This window comes from Streptomyces sp. NPDC037271, from assembly GCF_055603605.1.
Window position 1 is genome coordinate 1 of record NZ_JBVJVN010000016.1, and the last position, 21,188, is coordinate 21,188.

A 21,188-nucleotide genomic window follows, 5' to 3' on the forward strand; every position below is an offset into this window, starting at 1 on the left:
TACGCGGGCAACCAGGGCACCCAAAACCGTTCGGGGTGTCCGCAGTGACCAGGTACGAGTCCAAGACTCACTCCTGCTCACTGATTAGGAACGGTCGGACCTGGTTCGCTCGCCGGGCGCCCGCCTCCTGCCGGTCCTGGCCGAACGGAATCTGGAGGTGGAGCACAGGCAGGTACCGGACCTGTTGCGCGAGGTCGCCCTGCTGCGGTCCCATCGCGACCGGATAGCGGCCGGCACCGACCACCCTCGGTCGGTGCGGGAACACCGCGGTCAGATCGAGGACCGTCTGCGCATCATCGACGAGTCCGCCCGGCAGCCCTGGAGATCGGCGGCGGAGTCATCATCTGGTGAGCCGGCCGCCGGACGCGCACGTACGACACCGTCGCCCCCGGTCCGGGCGGTGAGCCGGGACCGGGGGCGGCGGACGGTACGAGGAGAGGGGCAGCGGGGACTTGGCCCTTCTCCCCGAGTGCGGGGGTGGGGCGGTCAGCCCATCTCCTCCAGGGCCTTGCCCTTCGTCTCGTTCACGAGCTTCAGGACGAAGGGGATGGAGAGCGCGGCGAAGATCGTGTAGATCACGTAGGTGCCGGAGAGGTTCCACTCGGCCAGCGACGGGAAGCTCGCGGTGATGGCCCAGTTGGCGATCCACTGCGCGGAAGCGGCCACGCCCAGCGCGGCGGCGCGGAGCCGGTTCGGGAACATCTCGCCGAGGAAGACCCAGACGACCACGCCCCAGGACAGGGCGAAGAAGAGGACGAACAGGTGGGCGGCGATCAGGGCGACCCAGCCCTGTGTGGCCGGGAGCTTGCCGTCGACCAGGTCGAAGGAGAACGCCCAGGCCTCCAGTGCCAGGCCGATCACCATGCCGACCGAGCCGATGAGGGCGAGCGGCTTGCGGCCGATGCGGTCCACGAAGATCATCGCGATCACGGTGCCGACGATGTTGATGATCGACGTCGTGAAGGAGTAGAAGAAGGACTGCGTCGGGTCGACGCCGACCGACTGCCACAGCGTCGAGGAGTAGTAGAACGCGACGTTGATGCCGACGAACTGCTGGAAGACCGACAGGCCGATACCGATCCAGACGATCGGCTTGAAGAAGAAGCTGCCGCCGAGCAGGTCCTTGAAGGAGGACTTCTCCTCGCGGTGCATGGCGTGCTCGATCTCGGCGACGCGGGCGTCGAGGTTCACTTCCTTGCCCTCGACCTCTTCGAGGATCTGCCTGGCGCGCTCGTGCTTGCCGACGGAGATCAGGAAGCGCGGCGACTCGGGGATGGCGAAGGAGAGCAGGCCGTAGAGGACGGCCGGGATGACCATGACGCCGAGCATGACCTGCCAGGCCTCCAGGCCCATCAGCTCACCGCGCTGGTCACCGCCGGCGGCGTTCAGCAGACCCCAGTTGACCAGCTGCGACACCGCGATACCGACGACGATCGCGGCCTGCTGGAAGGAACCGAGCCGGCCTCGGTAGGCAGGCGGGGAGACCTCCGCGATGTATGCGGGGCCGATCACCGAGGCCATGCCGATGGCGAAGCCGCCGACGACGCGCCACATGGCGAGGTCCCACAGCGCGAAGGGCAGTGCGGAGCCGATGGCACTGACGGTGAAGAGGACCGCCGCGATCTGCATGCAGCGGATACGTCCGATGCGGTCGGCGATGCGGCCGGCGGTCGCGGCACCGATGGCACAGCCGATCAGCGCGATGGCGATGACCTGGGCCAGTAGCGCGGAGCCGACGTCGTAGCGGTCCCGGATGGCCTCGACGGCACCGTTGATCACGGAACTGTCGTAACCGAACAGGAAACCGCCCATCGCGGCGGCCGCCGCGATGAAGATGACGTGCCCGAGATGATCGGGGTGAGCCGTCCTGGCTCCTGATTTGGGTGCCTGCGATGTGCTGGCCACGTGTACTCCTCGGGCTACCGGCAACGCTGCCGGGGTGGTTCGCCTTCGAGATACCGATAAAAGGAACCTGAAGGTAAAAGCAACGTTGCAGAGACTATGCCTTCAAGTATCGAAGTCAATAGGAAGAGAGCTGTGAGTTTGACGATGCAGGGAGGGGTTACGTGTTCAAGAGTTGAAGCTAACGTGCTCGGGGCTAGCGCAACCGCTGGCTGATGACTTTCGACACACCGTCGCCCTGCATGGACACGCCATACAGCGCGTCGGCGACTTCCATCGTGCGCTTCTGGTGCGTGATGACGATCAGCTGCGACGCCTCCTGCAGCTCCTGCATGATCCTGATCAGCCGCTGGAGATTGGTGTCGTCGAGCGCCGCCTCGACCTCGTCCATAACGTAGAACGGGCTGGGCCGCGCCTTGAAGATCGAAACGAGCATCGCCACGGCGGTCAGCGAGCGCTCCCCGCCCGAGAGCAGCGAGAGCCGCTTGACCTTCTTGCCCGGCGGCCGGGCCTCGACGTCCACGCCCGTGGTGAGCATGTTGTCGGGGTCGGTCAGGATCAGCCGCCCCTCACCGCCCGGGAACAGCCTGCCGAAGACGCCCTCGAACTCCCGGGCCGTGTCCCGGAAGGCCTCGGTGAAGACCTGCTCGACGCGTTCGTCGACCTCCTTGACGACCTGGAGCAGGTCGGCACGGGTCTTCTTCAGGTCCTCGAGCTGCTCACTGAGGAACTGGTGCCGTTCCTCCAGCGCCGCGAACTCCTCCAGGGCCAGCGGATTGACCTTGCCGAGCTGCTGGTAGGCGCGTTCGGCGGCCTTCAGGCGCTTCTCCTGCTCGGCGCGGACGAAGGGCCGCGGACGGTTGCGCGGGTGGTCGGGGTCCTCGGGGAGCACCTCGCCGTCGGCGGGGGGCGAGGGCGGCACCATCTGATGGGGGCCGTACTCGGCCGTGAGCCCCGCCGGTTCCACACCGAGTTCCTCCAGCGCCTTGGTCTCCAGCTGCTCGATGCGCAGCCGCTTCTCGGCGCCGAGTACCTCGCCCCGGTGAACTGAATCCGTCAACTTGTCGAGCTCCGCCTTGAGGTCGCGCCCGGCGGTGCGCGCGGCGGTCAGCTCCTGTTCGCGCCGGGTCTTGGCGGCCTCGGCGGCGGTGCGCTCCTCGTCGGCGCGGGTCAGGGAGACCTCCACGTGCGCGAGCAGCTGCCGGGCGCCGGCGGCGACCGCCTCGGCGACGGCCGCCTCGTGCCGCAACCGGGCCCGCCGCTGTTCGGCACGCGCCCGTGCCTCGCGTTCCGTGCGGGCGGCACGGTCCAGGGAGTCGGCCCTCCCGGCGAGGCCCTTGACCCGCTCCTCGTGGGTACGGACCTGGAGGCGGGCCTCCATCTCGGTCTGGCGGGCGTTGGCGCCGTCGGCGGCGAGCCGGTCGCGTGCGGAGGTGTCGGGCTCCTCCTCGACCGGCATCTCCTCCGCCACGGCGAGCCGCTCCGCCAGCTCCTCGACGTCCGTCAGCGCCTTGTCCAGCGCCTCCTGCGCCCGGGCCGCCGCGGCGGCGGACCGCTCGGCCTCCCCGGCGGCGCCCCGCGCCTGCCCCGCGAGCCGGCCCAGCTGCTGGGCCACGGCGGACTTCTCCCGGTCGGCGGCCCGGCGCCGTTCCCCCAGTTCCTCGACGAGCGCGGCGCACTCCCGGCGCCGCTCGCCGGCGGCGGCCTGCGCCTCGGCGAGCCGCTCGCACCGCACGCCCAGTTCCTCCAGTTCGGCGGCGGCCTGGTCCACGGAGGCCTGCACCTCCAGCAGGCTGGGCGCCCCGGCGGACCCGCCCTGCGCGAAGTGGGCGCCCAGCAGGTCGCCCTCGGCGGTGACGGCGGTCAGCTCCGGGTGCGCGTAGACGAGGTCCTCGGCGTCCTCCAGGGTGGCGACGACGACCATCCCGCGCAGCAGCCGGCGTACGGCGGGCATCAGGTCGGCCGGTCCGCGGACCAGGTCGGCGGCGTACGGCGGTCCCTCGCCACGCGGCTCCCGAGCCATGTCGTCGGGGGCGCCGGCGAGCAGCAGGGCGGCCCGGCCGGCGTCCTGCTTGCGCAGCAGGCGGATGGCGTCGGCGGCGGCGGCCGGGGAGGTCACCGTGAGGGCGTCGGCGGCGGCGCCGAAGGCGGTGGCCAGGGCGACCTCGTGGCCGGGCGTCACGGTGAGGAGCCCGGCGGCCGGGCCGAGCAGGCCGGTGAGCCGGTCCTTGGCGGCGAGCAGCGCGCCGGTGCCGTCCTTGCGGCGCAGTCCGAGGGCGAGGGCCTCACGGCGGGCGTGCGTCGCCGCGCGCTCGCGTTCCGCCGCGGTGGCCGCCTCGCGGGCGGCGCTCAGGGCTGCCTCCGCCTCGGCCAGCCCACGCTTGGCGGCCTCGTGCCGCTCGGCGAGTTCCTGGTCACCGGCGTCGAGCCCGTCGACCTCGGCCTGGAGCGCCTCGTACTCCTCCTGGGCGGCGGCGGCCCTCTCCCGGGACTCGTCCCGTGCTTCGGCCAGCCGCTCGATCTCGGCCTGGGCCGAGGCGGCGCGGGAGCGGGCGGTGCCGACCTGGCCGCTGAGCCGGGCCAGCCCCTCACGGCGGTCGGCGATGGATCGGGCGACGTCCTTGAGGCGGCGTTCCTCCAGGGCCAGTTCGCGTTCGAGGTCGGCGCGGTGGGCGACCGTGTCCTCCAGCGCGTGCTCGGCCGCCTCCAGGGCCGCTTCGAGTTCGGCCTCCTGCTCGCGGACGCGGGCGGCCTCGCGCTCCAGTTCCTCCGGATCGCGCCCGCGCCGCTCCTCGGGGGGAGCGGAGGTGGCGCTCTTCACGCGTGCGTCGGCCAGCGAGATGGTGCCGCGCACCCGTTCGGCGAGCTGGGACAGCTCGTACCAGGTCTGCTGGGCGCGCTGGAGGCGCGGAGTGAGCCTGCGCACCTCGTCCTCCAGGTCCGCCTCGCGGCGCAGCGCCCTGCCCAGCTCCTGCTCGGCGGCGTCCTTGCGTTCCTTGAGCGCGGCCTCGTCGGCGATCTCGGCCTGGAGCGCCTCGCGCAGCCGTACGAGGTCGTCGGCGAGGAGCCTGAGCCGCGCGTCCCGGAGGTCGGCCTGGATGACGGCGGCCCGTCGCGCCACCGCCGCCTGCCGGCCGAGCGGCTTGAGCTGGCGCCGCAGCTCGTCGGTGAGGTCCTGCACGCGCGCGAGATTCGCCTGCATCGCGTCCAGTTTCCTGAGCGCCTTCTCCTTGCGCTTGCGGTGTTTGAGGACGCCCGATGCCTCCTCGATGAAGGCGCGGCGCCCCATCGGGTCGGCGTGCAGGACGGAGTCGAGCTGGCCCTGACCGACGATGACGTGCATCTCACGGCCGATGCCGGAGTCGGAGAGCAGTTCCTGGATGTCGAGGAGGCGGCAGGTGTCGCCGTTGAGCTGGTACTCGCTGCCGCCGTTGCGGAACATGATCCGCGTGATGGTGACCTCGGCGTACTCGATGGGCAGCGCCCCGTCGGAGTTGTCGATGGTCAGCGACACCTCGGCCCGGCCGAGCGGCGGGCGGCCGGTGGTGCCGGCGAAGATGACGTCTTCCATCTTGCCGCCGCGCAGTGACTTGGCGCCCTGTTCGCCCATGACCCAGCTGAGCGCGTCGACGACGTTGGACTTGCCCGAGCCGTTCGGACCGACGACGCAGGTGATGCCCGGCTCGAACCGGAGCGTGGTCGCCGAGGCGAACGACTTGAACCCGCGGAGGGTCAGGGCCTTCAGGTGCACGCCGTCGGACTCTACCTTTCACGGGTGTCTCACTCCATGAACGGGTGAACCGCCGCGGTTTCACCAGTGAACGTCCAGGGCACATCAGACGTTGAAGAGGGTGAAAGGATGCGCGGGGGAGGAAAAGACGGCCGGACGGCGGAGTGCGGGCGAAGGCGGGGGCAAGAAAGAAGGGACGCCGAAGCGTCCCTTGCAGACTCTGACACCTGAGCGGTTTTACGGGCAAGCCCAACCACTGCTGTGCCGTAGTGGAGTGATGCAGTGATCAGGTGAGCGCAGGCTCCGCCTGGTGTGCGTCAACGCTCTCCATGCTCTCCATGATCCTGTCGTGAGAAGCGGCAGCCGCCAACGCGTCGTTCTCCGCCTGGATCCGTCCGAGCTCGGATTCCAGATCCTGGACGCGCTGCTGGAGCCGTCGCATCTCGGCGAGGAGTCGAGGGTCGGAGCCGCCGACGTAACCGAGAAGCGCCTTTGCCATGATGGATGGTCCTCCACAATGAGTGACCGACCGAAGCGGTGTGGGTCGTGAGGGAATCGCACCCGCGGTGCTTGGCACTTTGGAGTTTTCTCTGCCGTTCAACCATGCCAAACAGCTAAGGTGCGCGGGGCTTTCAGCGTCTCACCAAAAAGTTTGACGGTCAACACGATCACGCCCCGTATCGGCGGGTACCCGGGGGCACGCGGCCTCGGAACGGCGACGCGGCGACTCCTGCGGGCCCCTCGGGGCGTGGCGATCATCCTGCGTGCGGAGCCTGCCATGACAGGCCGCCCTTGGCAACCACCTGCCCGTTTTCCGCCGCGGACACCTTCCCGGAGACGGTGACACCCGGAACGGAGGTCTCCGCGCGGCCTCGCGTCAGCGGATGGCGAAGCCCTCGTAGCCGCCACGGGGTGTGTCCCAGATCTCGGTCACGCCGTCTACGCGTCCGGGCGTGTCGTCACCGCGCAGCCAGTCGAGCAGCCCCTCGCAGCGCTCGCGCGGCCCCTCCGCGACCACCTGGACGCGCCCGTCGGCCAGATTGAGAGCAAAACCACTCATGTCGCCGAGCTCCAGCGCCCTGGCCCGCGTGAACCAGCGGAAACCCACGCCCTGGACCTGTCCGCGCACCCACGCGACCAGCCGTACATCGTCACTCATGACTGCAACCTAACCAGTCAATGTCCCGCCGGACACTTCACCCCCTTGCGCCATGCGGTACCGTCCCCACCCAATGAAACGCACCTGAAACTCACCCGAACGTGTGAGTTCCGTGTTGATCATGAGGACACGTCGACCGCGAGGACACGTCGACCGCGAGGACACGTCCAGCGCGAGGACGAGGAAGGCCAGGACATGGGACGCCACCGACGCTCCGCCGCCGGCCGCGCCGCCACGGGCCGCGCCGCGGGGGACCATCAGACGGACGGCACGACGGGACGGGACCGTGCCCCGCAGGCCCCGGACGCGGACGGCCGCCCCACGATGGGCATCGCGCCCTACCTGAACCCCGAGGCGTACGCCGAGGTCCGTGCGAAGAGCGACGCCTACCTGTTCGCGCCGGACGGTCCGGACGGCGAAGCCCACCCGCAGGCCGGCCGTACGGTCGCCTTCCCCAGCGACGGGTTCACCCCCGACGACGGTCCGCCTCCCGCCGGCAGGCGCCGCCGCCGGAAGAAGGCTGCCACTCCGGTCCGCACCGGTCTGCTCGGTGTCTCCGCGGCGGTCGCCATCGGCACGGTGGCGGTGGCCACGGGCGCGGTGCCCGGCCTCGACAACTACCGGATCGGCGGCGGCAGCGGCGGGGGCGACCGGGTGCGGTCCCAGGACGCCCCGACGAACACTCCGTCCCAACAGGGCGGCACCTCCGGCAGCGCCGAGACCGGCCGCGACGGCGACACCTCCACGAGCCCCGGAACCGACCGGTCCTCCTCGCCCTCCGGCTCCTCGGAGTCCTCCGGCTCCTCGAAGGACTCCTCGCCCGAGCCCTCCTCCCCCTCGTCGCCCTCGTCCTCCCCTTCGGCACCGGCGTCGAAGCCCGGCGCCCCCGCCGAGGCTCCGTCGAAGACGCGGCAGCCCGAGAAGACTCCCGGCTCGAAGCCGAAGCCCGCACCCTCGCGCCCGGCCACCGAGGAGCCCGACCGGCCCGGCGCCCCCGCCGCCGCGTCGGAGCAGGCCGTCGCCCAGGCCCAGGTACTCAAGCTCGTCAACGACGAGCGGGCCAAGGTGGGCTGCAGCCCGGTGGCCGCGAACAGCGCGCTGCGTGAACTGGCCGAGGACTTCAGCGAGGCCATGGCCCAGCAGGGCTTCTTCGACCACACCGACCCCAGCGGCGCGACACCCTGGGACCGGGCCGCGGCGGCCGGCATAGGCAATCTCGGGGGCGAGAACATAGCCCGCGGACAGGCCGACGCCCAGGCCGTGATGGACGCCTGGATGGACAGCCCCGGCCACAAGGCCAACATCCTGAATTGCGAGTTCCAGACCCTGGGCGTCGGCGTCCACTTCGGCTCCGGCGGCCCGTGGTGGACCCAGAACTTCGGCTACTGAGACAGCCGCGGCCGGCGGCGGCCGAAGCGCCGGGAGCGCTGTCAGCGGCTCAGCGCCGTCTGTGGCACCGCGCTGAGCTCACGTACGCTGGACGTATGTCGACCACGCAGGAGCGCACGGAGGAGCAGGACCTCCCGTACGACGTGTTCTCCAAGGCCTGTCCCTCGCGCGGCACCCTGGAGCACGTCACGGGGCGCTGGGGTGCGCTGACGCTCGGCGCGCTGTACGAGGGCTCCTTCCGGTTCAACGAACTCCGGCGCCGTGTCGACGGTGTCAGCGAGAAGATGCTGGCCCAGACCCTGCACGCGCTGGAGCGCGACGGCCTGGTGCACCGCGAGGCCCAGCCCGTCAACCCGCCCCGCGTGGACTACGAACTCACGGCTCTGGGGCGCGAGGTGGCCGGGCGGCTGATCGCGCTCATCCAGTGCCTGGAGGGACGGATGGACGAGGTGCTGGCGTCGCGTGAGCGGTACGACGCGCAGCGGACGCCTACGGCGTGATCCTCGGCGGCCGCTGGCACTTCGGGCAGAAGTAGCTGGAGCGGTTCATCCACGGCCGGCGGCGCATCGGCGTGGCGCAGCGGCGGCAGGGCAGGCCCTCGCGGCCGTACGCGTCGAGCGAGCGGTCGAAGTAGCCGGACTCGCCGTTGACGTTGACGTAGAGGCTGTCGAAGCTGGTGCCGCCGACGGCGAGGGCGGCGTTCATCACGTCGCGGACGTGGCCGAGGAGTTCGGCGGTGCGGGGGCGGGTGAAGGTCGCGGTGGGGCGTTCGTAGTGGAGGCGGGAGCGCCACAGGGCCTCGTCGGCGTAGATGTTGCCGACGCCGCTGATCAGTGACTGGTCGAGCAGGGCCCGTTTGATCGTGGTGCGCTTGCGGCGCAGGGCGAGGTGGAAGGCCTCGTCGTCGAAGAGCGGGTCGAGGGGGTCGCGGGCGATGTGCGCGATGACGTCGGGCAGGCCGTCGGGGGTGGTGTCGTGCAGGGAGAGGCCGCCGAAGGTGCGCTGGTCGACGAAGCGGAGTTCGGTGCCGAGGGCGTCGGTGAAGCGGACGCGGACGCGCAGGTGCTTCTCGGCCGGTGCCTCGTGCGGCTGGACCAGCAGCTGGCCGCTCATACCGAGGTGCGCGAGGACCGCCTGACCGGTGTCCTCCAGCGGCAGCCACAGGTACTTGCCGCGGCGGCTGGGCGTGCCGATGCGGTGGTCCTTCAGGCGGTGGGCGAAGTCGTCGGGGCCGGCGATGTGCCGGCGTACCGCGCGCGGGTGCAGCACCTCGGCGTCGGCGACGGTGCGGTGGGCGACCCAGCGCTCCAGGCCGCGCCGGACGACCTCGACCTCGGGCAACTCGGGCATGGCATCCCCTCGGGTGGGCCGGTGGACGAACCGAACGCCCGCCCCGGGAGTGGGGCGGGCGTTCGGGACGTGCGGAGGAACGGGTGCGTCAGGCGGAGGCCGACGAGGTGTCGGCGGCCTCGTCGACTTCGGTGGACGGCTGGTCCGCCGTCGCCTTGGCTCGCTCGTCCGCCGCGGTCTTGATCGACCGCCACGCGGATTCCGCGGCCTGCTGCTCCGCCTCCTTCTTGCTGCGGCCGGTGCCGGTGCCGTACGAGACGCCTCCGACGCGGGCGGCAGCAGTGAAGGTCTTCTCGTGGTCCGGGCCGGTCTCCGTGACCAGGTACTCGGGGACACCGAGCCCTTCGGTCGCGGTGAGTTCCTGGAGGCTGGTCTTCCAGTCCAGGCCGGCGCCGAGGTTCGAGGACTTCTCGATCAGCGGGTCGAACAGGCGGTGCACCAGTTCGGAGGCCGCGTCGAGGCCCTGGTCGAGATAGACCGCGCCGATCACCGCTTCGAGGGTGTCGGCGAGGATGGATGCCTTGTCCCGGCCCCCCGTGCCCTCTTCACCGCGGCCGAGCCGGATGAAGTAGCCGAGGTCGAGCCCACGGCCCACCTCCGCCAGCGCACGCGAGTTGACCACCGCGGCCCGCAACTTGGCCAGCTGGCCTTCGGGCAGGTCGGGGTGGGTGCGGTACAGCGTGTCCGTGACGACGAGGCCGAGGACGGAGTCACCGAGGAACTCCAGCCGCTCGTTCGTCGGCAGACCGCCGTTCTCGTACGCGTAGGAACGGTGGGTCAGTGCACGCACCAGAAGGGCGGACTCGAGCTGATAGCCGAGCCGCCCTTCCAGAAGCGTGTGGGACGAGGCCTGGGTGTCCGCCTTCTTCTTGGCGGGTGGGTCCGCCTTGGCGTCTTCCGCCTTCTTGGGGACTGACACAGTGCCTCTCACCAGCCGCTCAGACCTCGAGGACCTGGCGCTTGTTGTAAGTGCCGCAAGACGGGCACGCGATGTGCTGCTGCTTGGGCTCGTGGCAGCGCTCGCACGCAACCAGGGTGGGGACCGCAGCCTTCCACTGCGACCGGCGGTGGCGCGTGTTGCTGCGCGACATCTTCCGCTTCGGAACAGCCACGGCTACTTCTCCTGCTTCTCGTCGACGCCAGGTTCGGCGCCGCTCATCTCGTCCTTCTCGCCGTCTCCGAGTGAACCGGCGAGTCCCTGCAAAGCCGCCCAACGAATGTCGACGGCGTCGTGATGGTGGTCCGGGTCGTCCGCCAGGCGTGCTCCACACTCGGAGCACAGACCCGGGCAGTCTTCCTGGCACACCGGCTGCATCGGCAGTGCGAGCACCACCGCGTCGCGCAGCACGGGTTCGAGGCCGATCAGTCCGTCCTCGACGAAGAGCCTGTCCTCGTCGTCCTCGGCGTCGTCGCCCGGTTCCGCCGCAGGGCGGCCCCGGTCGTCGGCGTCAGGGTACGAGAACATCTCCTGGAAGTCCGCGGCGAGCTGCTGCTCGAGCGGCTCCAGACACCTTACGCACTCCCCCTCGGCCTTGGCACGGGCGGTGCCTGTGACGAGCACCCCTTCCATGACCGACTCGAGCCGGAGATCGAGTTCCACCGGGGCGCCTTCCGGCACTCCGATGACTCCCTGGATACCGAAGTCCCGGGGAGCGTCGACCGTGCGGGTCAGGCGCTGCAGCGCACCGGGCCGCCGTCCCAGCTCGTGTGTGTCGAACACGAGGGGGTTGCGGTGGTCGAGGCGCGCGTTCAGAACCATTCCTGCTTTCGGTCTTCTTAGCTTGGGGGGACTGCCCATCGGTGTTCCCGGGCAGCGCCGATCGCGGACGTACACGCGACCGAAGAGCCAGGATACTGGACCATTCGCTCACGGCCCAATCCGGTCGTGAGGCCGGTCTGCGGGCTAGAGGCCGCGCCCCTGTTCGTAGGCCCTCAGCTGCTCGGCGCTGATCATGCTGGTGTCGAAGAGGCTGGTCTCGTCGAGGGCCTGCGGCTGGGCCTGCGGGGGCTGGGAGGGCTGCTGGGGCTGCTGGGCGTAGCCCTGGCCTCCGTCGTCGTACGCGTGCTGCTGGGGGTCGTACTGGTAGGTGTACGGATCCGCCGGCTGCTGCTGGTAGCCGTACGGGTCCTGTTGGCCGCCGTAGGTCTGCTGGTAGCCGGCGTAGGGGTCGGGCTGCTGCTGGGCGTAGCCGTACGCCGGCTGCTGCGACGGCATCTCCGGAACGGCCTGTGCCGGTACCTGTGCCGCCGCCGGCTGTTCGCCGTACTCCCGCTGCCGGGGCTGCTCGGCGGGGGCGTCGGAGAGGGCCGCGAGGCCGGCGAGGTAGTCCGCGTCGCTGGAGTGCTGGACGGTGGTCATGTCGTCCGCGAGGGCGCCGAGGTCGTCGGTGGCGATGCGGCCGTGCAGCTTCTGCCGGCCCCGGCCGACCGCGTCCAGGGTCTTGGCCAGTACGGCCTCGAAGGCGCCGAGCTTCGCGTCGACGTAGGTGTCGGCGTCGCGGCGCAGGGTCTCCGGGTCGTGGCTGCGTTCGGGGGCGTCCTCGTCCTCGTAGCCGTTCTCGTCGAGGCCGGGTCCGGTACCGAGGAGTTTTTCGCGGCCCCGGCCCACGGAGCCGAGGGTCTTGGTGAGGACGACCTCGAAGTTGGCGAGCTTGGAGTCGACGTAGTCGTCGGCCTCGGCGCGGACCTCCTCGGCCTCCTGGCGTGCCTCGGCGAGGATCCGGTCGGCCTCGGCCTGGGAGCGGCGGGCGACCTCGGTGTCGGAGATCAGGGAGCCGCGCTCGGCGCGCGCGCCCTCGATGATGCGGTCGGCCTCCTCGCGGGCCTGCGCGACCAGCTGCTCCCGGTCGCCGATCAGCTCCTGGGCCTGGGCGAGGGAACCGGGCAGCTCGGCGCGCAGCTCCTCGAGCATCGAGAGCAGCTCGGCGCGGTTGACCACGCACGAGGCCGACATGGGCATGGCGCGGGCGCCGGAGACCATCGCGGTGATCTCGTCGAGCTTCTTCTGCACGTCCACCGTGTGCTCGCCACTCTCTACAGCTGTGTTGGAGACGGACGGGACGACTGTACGACCCCGGGGTGTCCGGGGGACACCGGGTGACGGTTTGTCAGCCTCCGTGAGCTGCGCGGGGCGTGCGCGGGGGCGGGGGCGGGGCGGGCTCAGTCCTGCTTCAGGCGCTCGGAGAGGGTTTCCAGGACCAGCGGGGGTACGAGGTGGGAGACGTCGCCGCCCCAGGCCGCGACCTCTTTGACCAGGGAGGACGACAGGAAGCTGTAGGTGGGGTTGGTGGGGATGAACAGGGTCTCGACACCCGAGAGGCCGTTGTTCATCTGGGCCATCTGGAGCTCGTAGTCGAAGTCGCTCACCGCGCGCAGGCCCTTGACGATGGCCGGGATCTCGCGCTGCTTGCAGAAGTCGACGAGGAGGCCGTGGAAGGACTCCACGCGCACGTTCCCGTACTCGGCGGTGACCTGGCGGATGAGGTCGATCCGCTCCTCGATCTCGAACAGGCCCTTCTTGGCCTGGTTGATCATCACGGCGACGTAGACCTCGTCGTAGAGGCTGGAGGCCCGGGCGATGATGTCGAGATGTCCGTTGGTGATCGGGTCGAACGACCCGGGACAGACGGCGCGGCGCACTTGAGTTCCCTCGCTCTCCGGTCCGGTCATCGTGCGTCTTCGCACGTAGAGGCGGCGTGACCGTACCAAAACGTTCCCTCGCCGTAGCGACGGGCCCGGATCGCGTCGAAGCCGTGCGGCCAGCGGAACTCGCCGCCCCTGGTGCTGCGCTCCACGGTGACGAGCGCTTCCCCGGTGAGCCACCCCTCCGTGCGGAGTGTGAGCAGGATCTCCCGGAGATCGTCGTCCGAGACGGCGTACGGGGGGTCCAGGAAGGCGATGTCGTACGGCTCGGCCGGGGCCGGAGTGCGGATGATCTGTTCCGCCCTGCCCGTCCGGACCTCGGCACCGGGCAGGCCGAGCGCCTTCGCGTTCTCCCGAACCGTACGGGCGGCGCGGGCGTTGGCCTCGACGAGCAGGACGTGCCCGGCTCCCCGGGACAGCGCCTCCAGACCGACGGCGCCGGAGCCGGCGTACAGGTCGAGGACCCGCTCACCGTCCAGCGGGCCGCCGAGCAGGGACTGCCAGGTGGAGAAGAGTCCCTCGCGCGCGCGGTCGGAGGTGGGGCGGGTTCCGGTCCCTGGCGGGACGGTGAGGCGGCGTCCGCCGGCCTTGCCGGCGATCACGCGGGTCATCTCTGGGGTCCTTGTCGGTACTCGGCGTGCTCGGGTGGACGGACGGTGTCCGTGCCCAGTCTCTCAGCCCTTCTCCAGGTACTGCTCCCTCTCCTCGTCCAGGAGGGCGTCCAGGGCCGTCCGCAGACCGGGCAGGCCGGTCAGCTCCGGGTCTGCGGCCACGACCGCGGCCGCCTCCTCCCGCGCCTCGGCGATGATCTCCTCGTCCTCGATGACGGCGAGCACGCGCAGCGAGGTGCGGGCGCCGGACTGGGCCTGGCCGAGTACGTCGCCCTCGCGGCGCTGCTCGAGGTCGATGCGGGAGAGCTCGAAGCCGTCGAGGGTGCCGGCGACGGCGCCCAGGCGCTGCCGGGCCGGGCTCGCCTCGGGCATCTCGGTGACCAGCAGGCACAGGCCGGGGGCAGAGCCCCGGCCGACGCGGCCGCGCAGCTGGTGGAGCTGGGAGACGCCGAAGCGGTCGGCGTCCATGATCACCATCGCGGTGGCGTTGGGGACGTTGACGCCGACCTCGATGACGGTCGTGGCGACCAGGACGTCGGTCTCCCCGGCGGCGAAGCGGCGCATGACCGCGTCCTTGTCGTCGGGCTGCATACGTCCGTGCAGGACTTCGACCTTCAGGCCCTGGAGCGGGCCTTTGGCCAGCTGCTCGGCGACGTCGAGGACGGCGAGCGGGGGCCGCCTCTCCGCGTCGCCCTCGGGGGGCTGCTTGGACTTCTTCTTCGGGTTCTTCGGGTTCTGCGGGTCGTCGTCCTCGTCGCCGATGCGCGGGCAGACGACGTACGCCTGGTGGCCGTTCGACACCTCCTCGCGGACCCGCTCCCAGGCCCGGGCGAGGAAGTGCGGCTTGTCGGCGGCCGGGACGACATGGCTGGCGATCGGGGACCGGCCGGCCGGGAGCTGGTCCAGCACGGAGGTCTCCAGGTCGCCGAAGACGGTCATGGCGACGGTGCGCGGGATCGGCGTGGCGGTCATGACGAGCAGGTGCGGCGGCTGCTTGCCCTTGCCGCGCAGGGCGTCGCGCTGCTCGACGCCGAAGCGGTGCTGTTCGTCGACGACGACCAGGCCGAGGTCGTGGAACTGCACCTTGTCCTCGATCAGCGCGTGCGTGCCGATGACGATGCCGGCCTCACCGGTGGCCAGGTCGAGCAGGGCGTGCCGGCGGGCGGCGGCGCCCATGGAGCCCGTGAGCAGCACCACCTTGGTGGCGTGTTCGGCGCCGCCGAGCATCCCTCCCTCGGCGAGCTCCCCCATCATCTCGACGACCGACCGGTGGTGCTGCTGGGCGAGCACCTCGGTGGGCGCCAGCATCACGGCCTGCCCGCCCGCGTCGACGACGGCGAGCATGGCGCGCAGGGCCACCATCGTCTTTCCCGATCCGACCTCTCCCTGGAGCAGCCGGTGCATCGGGTGGTCGGTGGCCAGGTCGTCGAAGATCTCCCGGGAGACCTTCTGCTGGCCGTCGGTGAGGGTGAAGGGGAGGCGGTCGTCGAAGGCCGTGAGCAGGCCGTCGGGGCTCGGTTTCCTGGGGACCGCGGGGAGTTGGGTCTCGGCGTGGCGGCGGCGGGCGAGGGCGACCTGGAGGACGAAGGCCTCGTCCCACTTCAGGCGGGCGCGGGCCTCCTCGATGTCCGCCTTGGTGTGCGGGCGGTGGATCTTCAGGAGGGCCTCGGGGAGCGAGACCAGGCCGCGGCCCTCGCGCAGGGAGCCGGGGAGGGGGTCGACGGCCTCCTGCGCGCTGGGCAGCACGGTCTGGATCGCCTTGCCGATCTTCCAGGACTCCAGCTTGGCGGTGGCCGGATAGAGGGGAATGAGGGCGCCCGCCCAGGACTCGACGCTCTCGGCCCCGTCGTCGTCCCCGCCGCGCAGCAACTCGTACGCCGGGTGGGCCAGTTGCAGTCGGCGGTTGAAGACGGAGACCTTGCCCGCGAACATCGCGCGGGTGCCCGGCAGCAGCTCCTTGTGGGGCTTGTGGACGCCGTGGCCGAAGAAGACCAGCTGGAGGCGGCCGCTGCCGTCCGTGATGGTCACTTCGAGCCGCTGCCCCTTGCCGCGCGGCGCCTTCGAGGAGGCGAAGGTGTGCAGGCGGGCGTCGGCGACCTGGGCCACCACCGTGACGTGCTCGTCCATGGGCAGGTCGGCGAGGTGGGTGAGCTGGCCGCGCTCCTCGTATCTACGGGGGTAGTGGTGGAGGAGGTCGCCGACGGTGTGCAGGCCGAGATGCTCGGCCATCACCTTCGCGGTGGCGGGGCCGAGCACCTTCTTCAGGGGTTCTTGCAGTGCGGGCACGAGATCCATTGCACACCACGCCACTGACAACGGCCCCGCACCTCCCGGGGGAAGCCCCGAGAAACGCCGGGGCACCCTGGGATACTCGGGGTGTTCCGGGTACTCCCGGCACTCTCGATACTCCGGGTACTCCGGGTACTCCGGGTACTCCGGGTACTCCGGGTACTCCGGGTACTCCGGGCACTCCGCGCTACTCCACGCCGATCAGCAGCAGCGCACCCTGCCGCCCGCCCCGGTAGACCACCGTGTCGACGGCGAGGTACGCCTCGCGGACGCGGGCCTCCAGGTGGGCGGCGACGGTCTCGGGGGCCCCGTCGCCGAGGACGAGGGTCACCAGCTCGCCGCCGGCCGCGAGCATGCGGTCCAGGACGGTAGCGGCGACCTCCGTGACGTCCCCGCCGATCACGGCCACGTCGCCGTCGACGAGGCCGAGCACGTCACCGGCCTGGCAGATGCCGGCCGTGGTCCAGGACTGTCGTTCGGCGACGGCGACCTCGGCGTGGCGGGTGGCGCCGGCCGCCGAGGTCATCGCCACCACGTCCTCGTCGAAGCGCCGCTCGGGTTCGTGCACGGCGAGCGCGGCGATGCCCTGGACCGCGGAGCGGGTCGGGATGAGGGCGACGCGGACGCCTTCGGTGCGGGCCTGCTCGGCCGCGGCGGCCGCGGTGTGGCGCAGTTCGGCGTCGTTGGGCAGCAGCACGACCTCGCGCGCGTGTGCCCGGCGTACGGCCTGGACGAGTTCGCCGCTGGCGGGCGGCTCCCCGGGGCGTGCGAGCACGGTGGTCGCGCCGGCCTCGGTGTACAGCCCGGCCAGGCCCTCCCCCGGCACGACGGCCACCACGGCGCGCTGGGCCCGTTCCCGGGGCGGGCGCCCGGTACCGGTGGTGTGTGCGGCGCCGTGCCCGAAGTGGGTGATGCGGATCCGGTACGGCCGCCCGGCCTCGACGCCCGCCTCCACGGCGGCGCCCGCGTCGTCGACGTGCACGTGGACGTTCCACAGTCCGTCGCCGCCGACCACGACGAGCGAGTCCCCGAGGGCGTCGAGCCGCTGCCGCAGCCGTGCCACGGCGGCGTCCCCGGCCTCCAGGAGGTAGATCACCTCGAAGGCGGGGCCGTTCCCGTCGCCTTCCTCCGCGGCGCACTCCCCCGTGAGGTCCGCGCCGTCGTGCGGCACGCGCGCGTGCGGCACGACGCCCGCCTCCACTCCCGGCGCCCGGCCCGTGAAGGTCTCCACCAGGGCCGCGAGCACCGTGACAAGGCCGTGCCCGCCGGCGTCGACCACCCCGGCGCGCTCCAGGACGGACAGCTGCCCCGGGGTCGCGGCGAGCGCCTCGCGGGCCCCCGCGTAGGCCGCGCGGGCCACCGCCGCGCAGTCGCCCTCCGCCCCTTCGGCGGCGTCGGCGGCGGCGGAGGCGACGGTCAGAACGGTGCCCTCGACCGGGTGGGCCACGGCCTGCCGGGCGGATTCGGCCGCGTGCCGCAGGGCCCGCCGCAGGCCCGGACCGTCGATGTGAGCGGGTTCACCCCCGGCGGTGAGCACCTGGGCCATGCCGCGCAGCAGCTGCGCGAGGATCGTCCCCGAGTTGCCGCGTGCGCCGATCAGCGCGCCGTGCGCCATGGCACCCACGCTGTCGGCCAGCGAAGGACCGTCGCCCTCGTCCGGCTCCCCGGCGTCCACCTCGTGCGCCGCGAACACGGCCTCCACGGCGGCGACGGCCGACTCGACGGTCAGGTACAGGTTCGTGCCGGTGTCCCCGTCCGCGACCGGATAGACGTTGATCGCGTCGATCTCCTCGCGCGCCCGCCCCAGGGCGCGCAGCGACAGACCGCACCAGGTGCGCACCGCCAGAGCGTCGAAGAACCTCTGCGGCACCTGCGCCACCTGCGCCTCCCTGAGCTGCTGGATGTGGCAGGCAGCGTAGACCTTGGAGGGGTGTCCGCCGGAAGAGGGCCGGGGGCGGGCCTCTGAGCTGCCGTGGTAGTTTCGTTGTACGGGAGCAGCCGTTGTATGCTGCTCCGGTTGCCCGATCCCGATCGGGCTCTCTCCCCCCTGGCACCGCCACTCAGATCCCGGACCGTTCGCGGCTCCGGAACCTTGATCCCGGCATGCCGGGGTCAACCGTAAGTGCATCTGAAGTCTTTGGAGTGACCCGTGGCTGCCAACTGCGACGTCTGTGGCAAGGGGCCGAGCTTCGGCAACAACATCTCGCACTCGCACCGCCGTACGTCCCGTCGCTGGAACCCGAACATCCAGCGTGTGCGTACCGTGGTCGGCGGGACGCCGAAGCGCGTGAACGCTTGCACCTCGTGCATCAAGGCCGGCAAGGTCTCGCGCTGACGCGTCAGCTGAGCGCGCGGCCACGGCCTGGTCCGCTGCAGAAAGCCGGTCCACCTCCGGGTGGGCCGGCTTTCTGCCGTGCCCGGAACCTCTCCCGGCGGGCAGTCCCCTCCCGCGCGCTGCTGCTTCCACCGGCAGGCCGCCGACCGTTTCCACCGGCAGGCCGCCGACCGTTTCCACCGGCAGGCCGGCGCCCCGTGCTCCGGTGAGCTCGCTCAGGAGGCGGCCCCCGGCATCACGCTGAGCCGGTGTTCCGCCCGAGCGCCCAGCCGTGGTCCACCGGCCCGATCCCGGCGCCGAGCGCGAATCCGGCCCCGATCGCCCCGGTGACGTACGCCTTGGCCGCCGCGACCGCGTCCGGCACCGACTGCCCCTTCGCCAGTCCGCACGCGACGGCCGACGCGAGGGTGCAGCCCGTGCCGTGCGTGTGCCGGTTGTCGAGGCGCGGTGCGCGCAGCCAGTGCTCCTGAGAGCCGTCGGTGAGCAGGTCCATGGCGTCGCCGCGCAGATGCCCGCCCTTGATCAGCACCCAGCGCGGACCGTACTCCAGCACGGCGGCCGCGGCCCGGCGCAGGTCGGTGTCCGACTCGACCCGTACGCCGGTGAGTTGGGCCACCTCGTCGAGGTTCGGGGTGGCGACGGTCGCCACCGGCAGCAGCTTGGTGCGTACGGAGTCCAGGGCGGAGGCGGCGAGCAGCGCGTCCCCGTGCTTGGAGACTCCGACCGGGTCGACGACGGCCGGGGCGTCGGTGCCGCCGATCAACTCGGCGACCGTCTCGACGAGATCGGCGGAGGAGAGCATCCCGGTCTTGACCGCCTGGACGCCGATGTCGTCCACGACGCTGCGGTACTGGGCCCGTACCGCCTCCACGGGCAGTTCCCAGGCGCCCTGGACGCCGAGCGAGTTCTGCGCGGTCACCGCCGTGAGCACGCTCATGCCGTGCGTGCCGAGGGCGAGCATCGTCTTCAGGTCGGCCTGGATGCCGGCGCCGCCGCCGGAGTCGGAGCCGGCGACGGTGAGGACCAGGGGCAGGCTCATGACTCCACGTCCTCACCGAAGTGGTCCCAGCCGCCCTTGCTGGTCCAGGGCGCCCCGTCGACGGTCACCTGGGGCAGTGCGGAGGGGTTGAGGACCTCGCCGATGACCTTCCAGCGGGCGGGCAGCTTCACGTCCGGCGGGAAGGTGGCCACGATCGCGTGGTCCTCTCCCCCGGTGAGCACCCACTGCATGGGGTCGACGCCGACGGCCTGGCCGATGTCGTTCATCTGGGACGGGATGTCGATCTGCCCGGAGCGGATGTCGATCCTGACCTTGCTGGCCTCCGCAATGTGGCTCAGGTCGGCGATCAGTCCGTCGCTCACGTCGCACATCGCGGTGGCGCCGAGCGCCGCGGCGGCCGGTCCCGCGTGGTACGGCGGCTCCGGGCGGCGGTGGGCCTCGACGAAGGCGCGCGGTGAGCGGAAGCCCCGGGACAGCACGGCGAACCCGGCCGCGGACCAGCCGAGCCAGCCGGTCACCGCGACGAGGTCACCGGGCTGGGCGCCACCGCGGGTGACGGGCTCCTGGTTGCGCAGGTCGCCCAGCGCGGTGATGGAGACGGTGATCGTGTCGCCGCGCACCACGTCGCCGCCGACCACGGAGGCACCCGCGACCTGGCACTCGTCGCGCAGCCCGTCCATCAGCTCGGTCGGCCAGGTCACCGGCAGTTCGGCGGGCACGACCAGGCCGAGCAGCAGCGCGGTCGGTACGGCGCCCATGGCGGCGATGTCGGCGAGGTTCTGCGCCGCCGCCTTGCGGCCCACGTCGTACGCGGTGGACCAGTCACGGCGGAAGTGCCGTCCCTCCACCAGGATGTCGGTGCTGGCCACCACCCTGCGGTCGGGCGCGGCGACCACGGCGGCGTCGTCGCCGGGGCCGACCCGGACCGCCGGGGTGGTGGTGAGACGGGAGGTGAGCTCCCTGATGAGCCCGAACTCCCCGAGCTCACCAACAGTGCCCTTCATCGCCTTGGCTCCCCTTCTGTCCCTGTCCGTGCCCGGTCGCGCGTCATCTCTGTCCTCGTTACGGTCGAAATGACCGTCGCCACGGTCGGCGCGATCGTCAACCCGTGTCGTTCCGGCACCCCGGCGCGCCAGGCCCGTACCCCGCGGGTCTCCCCGTGAAGTGCGGCGACGCGGTACCGTGGCGTTCCTTTTCCCCACATGATCCTCGTGGCCGCTCTGGAGGTTCCGTGGTACAGGCGTACATCCTGATCCAGACGGAGGTCGGCAAGGCGTCGACCGTCGCCGAGACGATCAGCAAGATCCCTGGAGTGATCCAGGCCGAGGACGTGACAGGACCCTACGACGTCATCGTCCGCGCCCAGTCCGACACCGTCGACGACCTGGGTCGCATGGTGGTCGCCAAGGTCCAGCAAGTGGACGGCATCACCCGGACCCTGACCTGTCCGGTCGTTCATCTCTAGCCCCCTTCCGCCCGCTCGCTCTCGCACTGTCGATCGCCGCCGCAGGCCGCTCCCTCAGCAGACGACACCGGTTCGGCGGCGGTTCCGGGCCCGGACGCGCTGGTCACCGAGCTGTGGCGGAACCCGGACGAGGCACTGCCGTCGGCGGACGACGGGCTGGAAAACCCGCTGATCATACTGTGCTGCGGGGCAGGGCGACCCCCGCAGGAGGTGCGGGCTCCACCGGCGGGGGGGGGGGGGGGGGGGGGGGGGGGGGGGGGGGGGGGTGGGGGAGGGGTGGGAGGAGGGGGAGTAGGGTAGCAAAAGGGCGTAGAGA

General features: G+C 71.5%; 19 protein-coding genes. 4 read left to right on the forward strand and 15 right to left on the reverse strand.

What is annotated here, in order from left to right:
* Positions 1-486 precede the first annotated feature (486 nt).
* The 4 genes from ACZ7G3_RS24560 to ACZ7G3_RS24575 form a co-directional block, all read right to left on the reverse strand.
* Positions 487-1,905 carry a sugar porter family MFS transporter gene (locus ACZ7G3_RS24560; protein WP_426600188.1) on the reverse strand — a complete coding sequence of 473 codons (1,419 nt, stop codon included), beginning with the start codon at positions 1,903-1,905 and terminating at the stop codon, positions 487-489.
* A gap of 193 nt (positions 1,906-2,098) precedes the next feature.
* Positions 2,099-5,653: a chromosome segregation protein SMC gene (gene smc / locus ACZ7G3_RS24565; RefSeq protein ID WP_470928267.1), complete on the reverse strand. Its 3,555-nt coding sequence runs from the start codon at positions 5,651-5,653 to the stop codon at positions 2,099-2,101.
* Between the two features lie 265 nt (positions 5,654-5,918).
* The gene (locus ACZ7G3_RS24570) at positions 5,919-6,131 is read right to left on the reverse strand and encodes a hypothetical protein (protein ID WP_003973418.1); all 213 of its coding nucleotides are present in this window, start codon (positions 6,129-6,131) and stop codon (positions 5,919-5,921) included.
* Positions 6,132-6,509: 378 nt separating this feature from the next.
* Complete coding sequence (locus tag ACZ7G3_RS24575) at positions 6,510-6,791, reverse strand: acylphosphatase (protein WP_470928268.1); 282 nt, start codon at positions 6,789-6,791, stop codon at positions 6,510-6,512.
* A gap of 195 nt (positions 6,792-6,986) precedes the next feature.
* Here ACZ7G3_RS24575 and ACZ7G3_RS24580 point away from each other — a divergent pair, with 195 nt between their 5' ends.
* Together ACZ7G3_RS24580 and ACZ7G3_RS24585 are read left to right on the forward strand one after the other, a co-directional pair.
* Positions 6,987-8,180 carry a CAP domain-containing protein gene (locus ACZ7G3_RS24580; protein WP_470928269.1) on the forward strand — a complete coding sequence of 398 codons (1,194 nt, stop codon included), beginning with the start codon at positions 6,987-6,989 and terminating at the stop codon, positions 8,178-8,180.
* Positions 8,181-8,275: 95 nt separating this feature from the next.
* Positions 8,276-8,680: a winged helix-turn-helix transcriptional regulator gene (locus tag ACZ7G3_RS24585; protein WP_426600191.1), complete on the forward strand. Its 405-nt coding sequence runs from the start codon at positions 8,276-8,278 to the stop codon at positions 8,678-8,680.
* Here the strand turns inward: ACZ7G3_RS24585 and mutM are convergent.
* The 9 genes from mutM to ACZ7G3_RS24630 all read right to left on the reverse strand — a co-directional run bounded on the left by mutM (position 8,670) and on the right by ACZ7G3_RS24630 (position 17,951).
* Complete coding sequence (mutM, locus tag ACZ7G3_RS24590; RefSeq protein WP_426600192.1) at positions 8,670-9,530, reverse strand: bifunctional DNA-formamidopyrimidine glycosylase/DNA-(apurinic or apyrimidinic site) lyase; 861 nt, start codon at positions 9,528-9,530, stop codon at positions 8,670-8,672. The genes ACZ7G3_RS24585 and mutM overlap by 11 nt on opposite strands.
* A gap of 88 nt (positions 9,531-9,618) precedes the next feature.
* On the reverse strand, positions 9,619-10,461 hold the full coding sequence (gene rnc, locus ACZ7G3_RS24595; protein ID WP_470928270.1) for a ribonuclease III: 843 nt from the start codon (positions 10,459-10,461) through the stop codon (positions 9,619-9,621).
* A gap of 7 nt (positions 10,462-10,468) precedes the next feature.
* Entirely contained in the window at positions 10,469-10,642 is a 174-nt protein-coding gene (gene rpmF / locus ACZ7G3_RS24600) for a 50S ribosomal protein L32 (RefSeq protein WP_003951102.1), read from the reverse strand.
* Positions 10,643-10,644: 2 nt separating this feature from the next.
* Positions 10,645-11,289 (reverse strand): YceD family protein, encoded by a 645-nt coding sequence (locus ACZ7G3_RS24605; protein ID WP_426600194.1) that lies wholly within the window; start codon positions 11,287-11,289, stop codon positions 10,645-10,647.
* Positions 11,290-11,433: 144 nt separating this feature from the next.
* A complete protein-coding gene (locus ACZ7G3_RS24610) occupies positions 11,434-12,546 on the reverse strand; it encodes a cell division initiation protein (protein WP_470928271.1) in 1,113 nt (370 codons plus the stop codon).
* 143 nt (positions 12,547-12,689) lie between these two features.
* Positions 12,690-13,169 carry a pantetheine-phosphate adenylyltransferase gene (coaD, locus tag ACZ7G3_RS24615; RefSeq protein ID WP_426600217.1) on the reverse strand — a complete coding sequence of 160 codons (480 nt, stop codon included), beginning with the start codon at positions 13,167-13,169 and terminating at the stop codon, positions 12,690-12,692.
* A 26-nt stretch (positions 13,170-13,195) separates the two neighbouring features.
* Positions 13,196-13,783 (reverse strand): 16S rRNA (guanine(966)-N(2))-methyltransferase RsmD, encoded by a 588-nt coding sequence (gene rsmD / locus ACZ7G3_RS24620; protein WP_470928272.1) that lies wholly within the window; start codon positions 13,781-13,783, stop codon positions 13,196-13,198.
* Positions 13,784-13,846: 63 nt separating this feature from the next.
* Positions 13,847-16,078, reverse strand: coding sequence for an ATP-dependent DNA helicase RecG (gene recG / locus ACZ7G3_RS24625; protein WP_470928273.1), 2,232 nt, complete (start codon positions 16,076-16,078; stop codon positions 13,847-13,849).
* Between the two features lie 181 nt (positions 16,079-16,259).
* Positions 16,260-17,951, reverse strand: a complete 1,692-nt coding sequence (locus tag ACZ7G3_RS24630; protein ID WP_470928274.1) for a DAK2 domain-containing protein — start codon at positions 17,949-17,951, stop codon at positions 16,260-16,262.
* A gap of 270 nt (positions 17,952-18,221) precedes the next feature.
* On the opposite strand from ACZ7G3_RS24630, the gene rpmB reads away from it, so the two are divergent.
* The gene (gene rpmB, locus ACZ7G3_RS24635) at positions 18,222-18,407 is read left to right on the forward strand and encodes a 50S ribosomal protein L28 (protein ID WP_013000438.1); all 186 of its coding nucleotides are present in this window, start codon (positions 18,222-18,224) and stop codon (positions 18,405-18,407) included.
* Positions 18,408-18,642: 235 nt separating this feature from the next.
* Here rpmB and thiD read toward each other — a convergent pair whose 3' ends face one another.
* Together thiD and ACZ7G3_RS24645 are read right to left on the reverse strand one after the other, a co-directional pair.
* On the reverse strand, positions 18,643-19,446 hold the full coding sequence (gene thiD, locus ACZ7G3_RS24640) for a bifunctional hydroxymethylpyrimidine kinase/phosphomethylpyrimidine kinase (protein WP_470928275.1): 804 nt from the start codon (positions 19,444-19,446) through the stop codon (positions 18,643-18,645).
* Entirely contained in the window at positions 19,443-20,411 is a 969-nt protein-coding gene (locus tag ACZ7G3_RS24645) for a thiamine-phosphate kinase (protein WP_426522072.1), read from the reverse strand. Before ACZ7G3_RS24645 ends, thiD begins: the two co-directional genes overlap by 4 nt.
* A gap of 227 nt (positions 20,412-20,638) precedes the next feature.
* On the opposite strand from ACZ7G3_RS24645, the gene ACZ7G3_RS24650 reads away from it, so the two are divergent.
* Positions 20,639-20,872: an Lrp/AsnC family transcriptional regulator gene (locus ACZ7G3_RS24650; RefSeq protein ID WP_053137604.1), complete on the forward strand. Its 234-nt coding sequence runs from the start codon at positions 20,639-20,641 to the stop codon at positions 20,870-20,872.
* Positions 20,873-21,188 lie beyond the last annotated feature (316 nt).

Excerpts from the sequence above, each read along its gene's own strand:
- ACZ7G3_RS24585 (WP_426600191.1), top strand. The coding sequence starts at position 8,276 with ATGTCGACCACGCAGGAGCGCACGGAGGAGCAGGACCTCCCGTACGAC.
- ACZ7G3_RS24580 (WP_470928269.1), top strand. The coding sequence starts at position 6,987 with ATGGGACGCCACCGACGCTCCGCCGCCGGCCGCGCCGCCACGGGCCGC.
- thiD (WP_470928275.1), bottom strand. The coding sequence starts at position 19,446 with ATGAGCCTGCCCCTGGTCCTCACCGTCGCCGGCTCCGACTCCGGCGGC.
- ACZ7G3_RS24645 (WP_426522072.1), bottom strand. The coding sequence starts at position 20,411 with ATGAAGGGCACTGTTGGTGAGCTCGGGGAGTTCGGGCTCATCAGGGAG.
- mutM (WP_426600192.1), bottom strand. The coding sequence starts at position 9,530 with ATGCCCGAGTTGCCCGAGGTCGAGGTCGTCCGGCGCGGCCTGGAGCGC.
- ACZ7G3_RS24605 (WP_426600194.1), bottom strand. The coding sequence starts at position 11,289 with ATGGTTCTGAACGCGCGCCTCGACCACCGCAACCCCCTCGTGTTCGAC.
- recG (WP_470928273.1), bottom strand. The coding sequence starts at position 16,078 with ATGGATCTCGTGCCCGCACTGCAAGAACCCCTGAAGAAGGTGCTCGGC.
- ACZ7G3_RS24570 (WP_003973418.1), bottom strand. The coding sequence starts at position 6,131 with ATGGCAAAGGCGCTTCTCGGTTACGTCGGCGGCTCCGACCCTCGACTC.
- ACZ7G3_RS24575 (WP_470928268.1), bottom strand. The coding sequence starts at position 6,791 with ATGAGTGACGATGTACGGCTGGTCGCGTGGGTGCGCGGACAGGTCCAG.
- rsmD (WP_470928272.1), bottom strand. The coding sequence starts at position 13,783 with ATGACCCGCGTGATCGCCGGCAAGGCCGGCGGACGCCGCCTCACCGTC.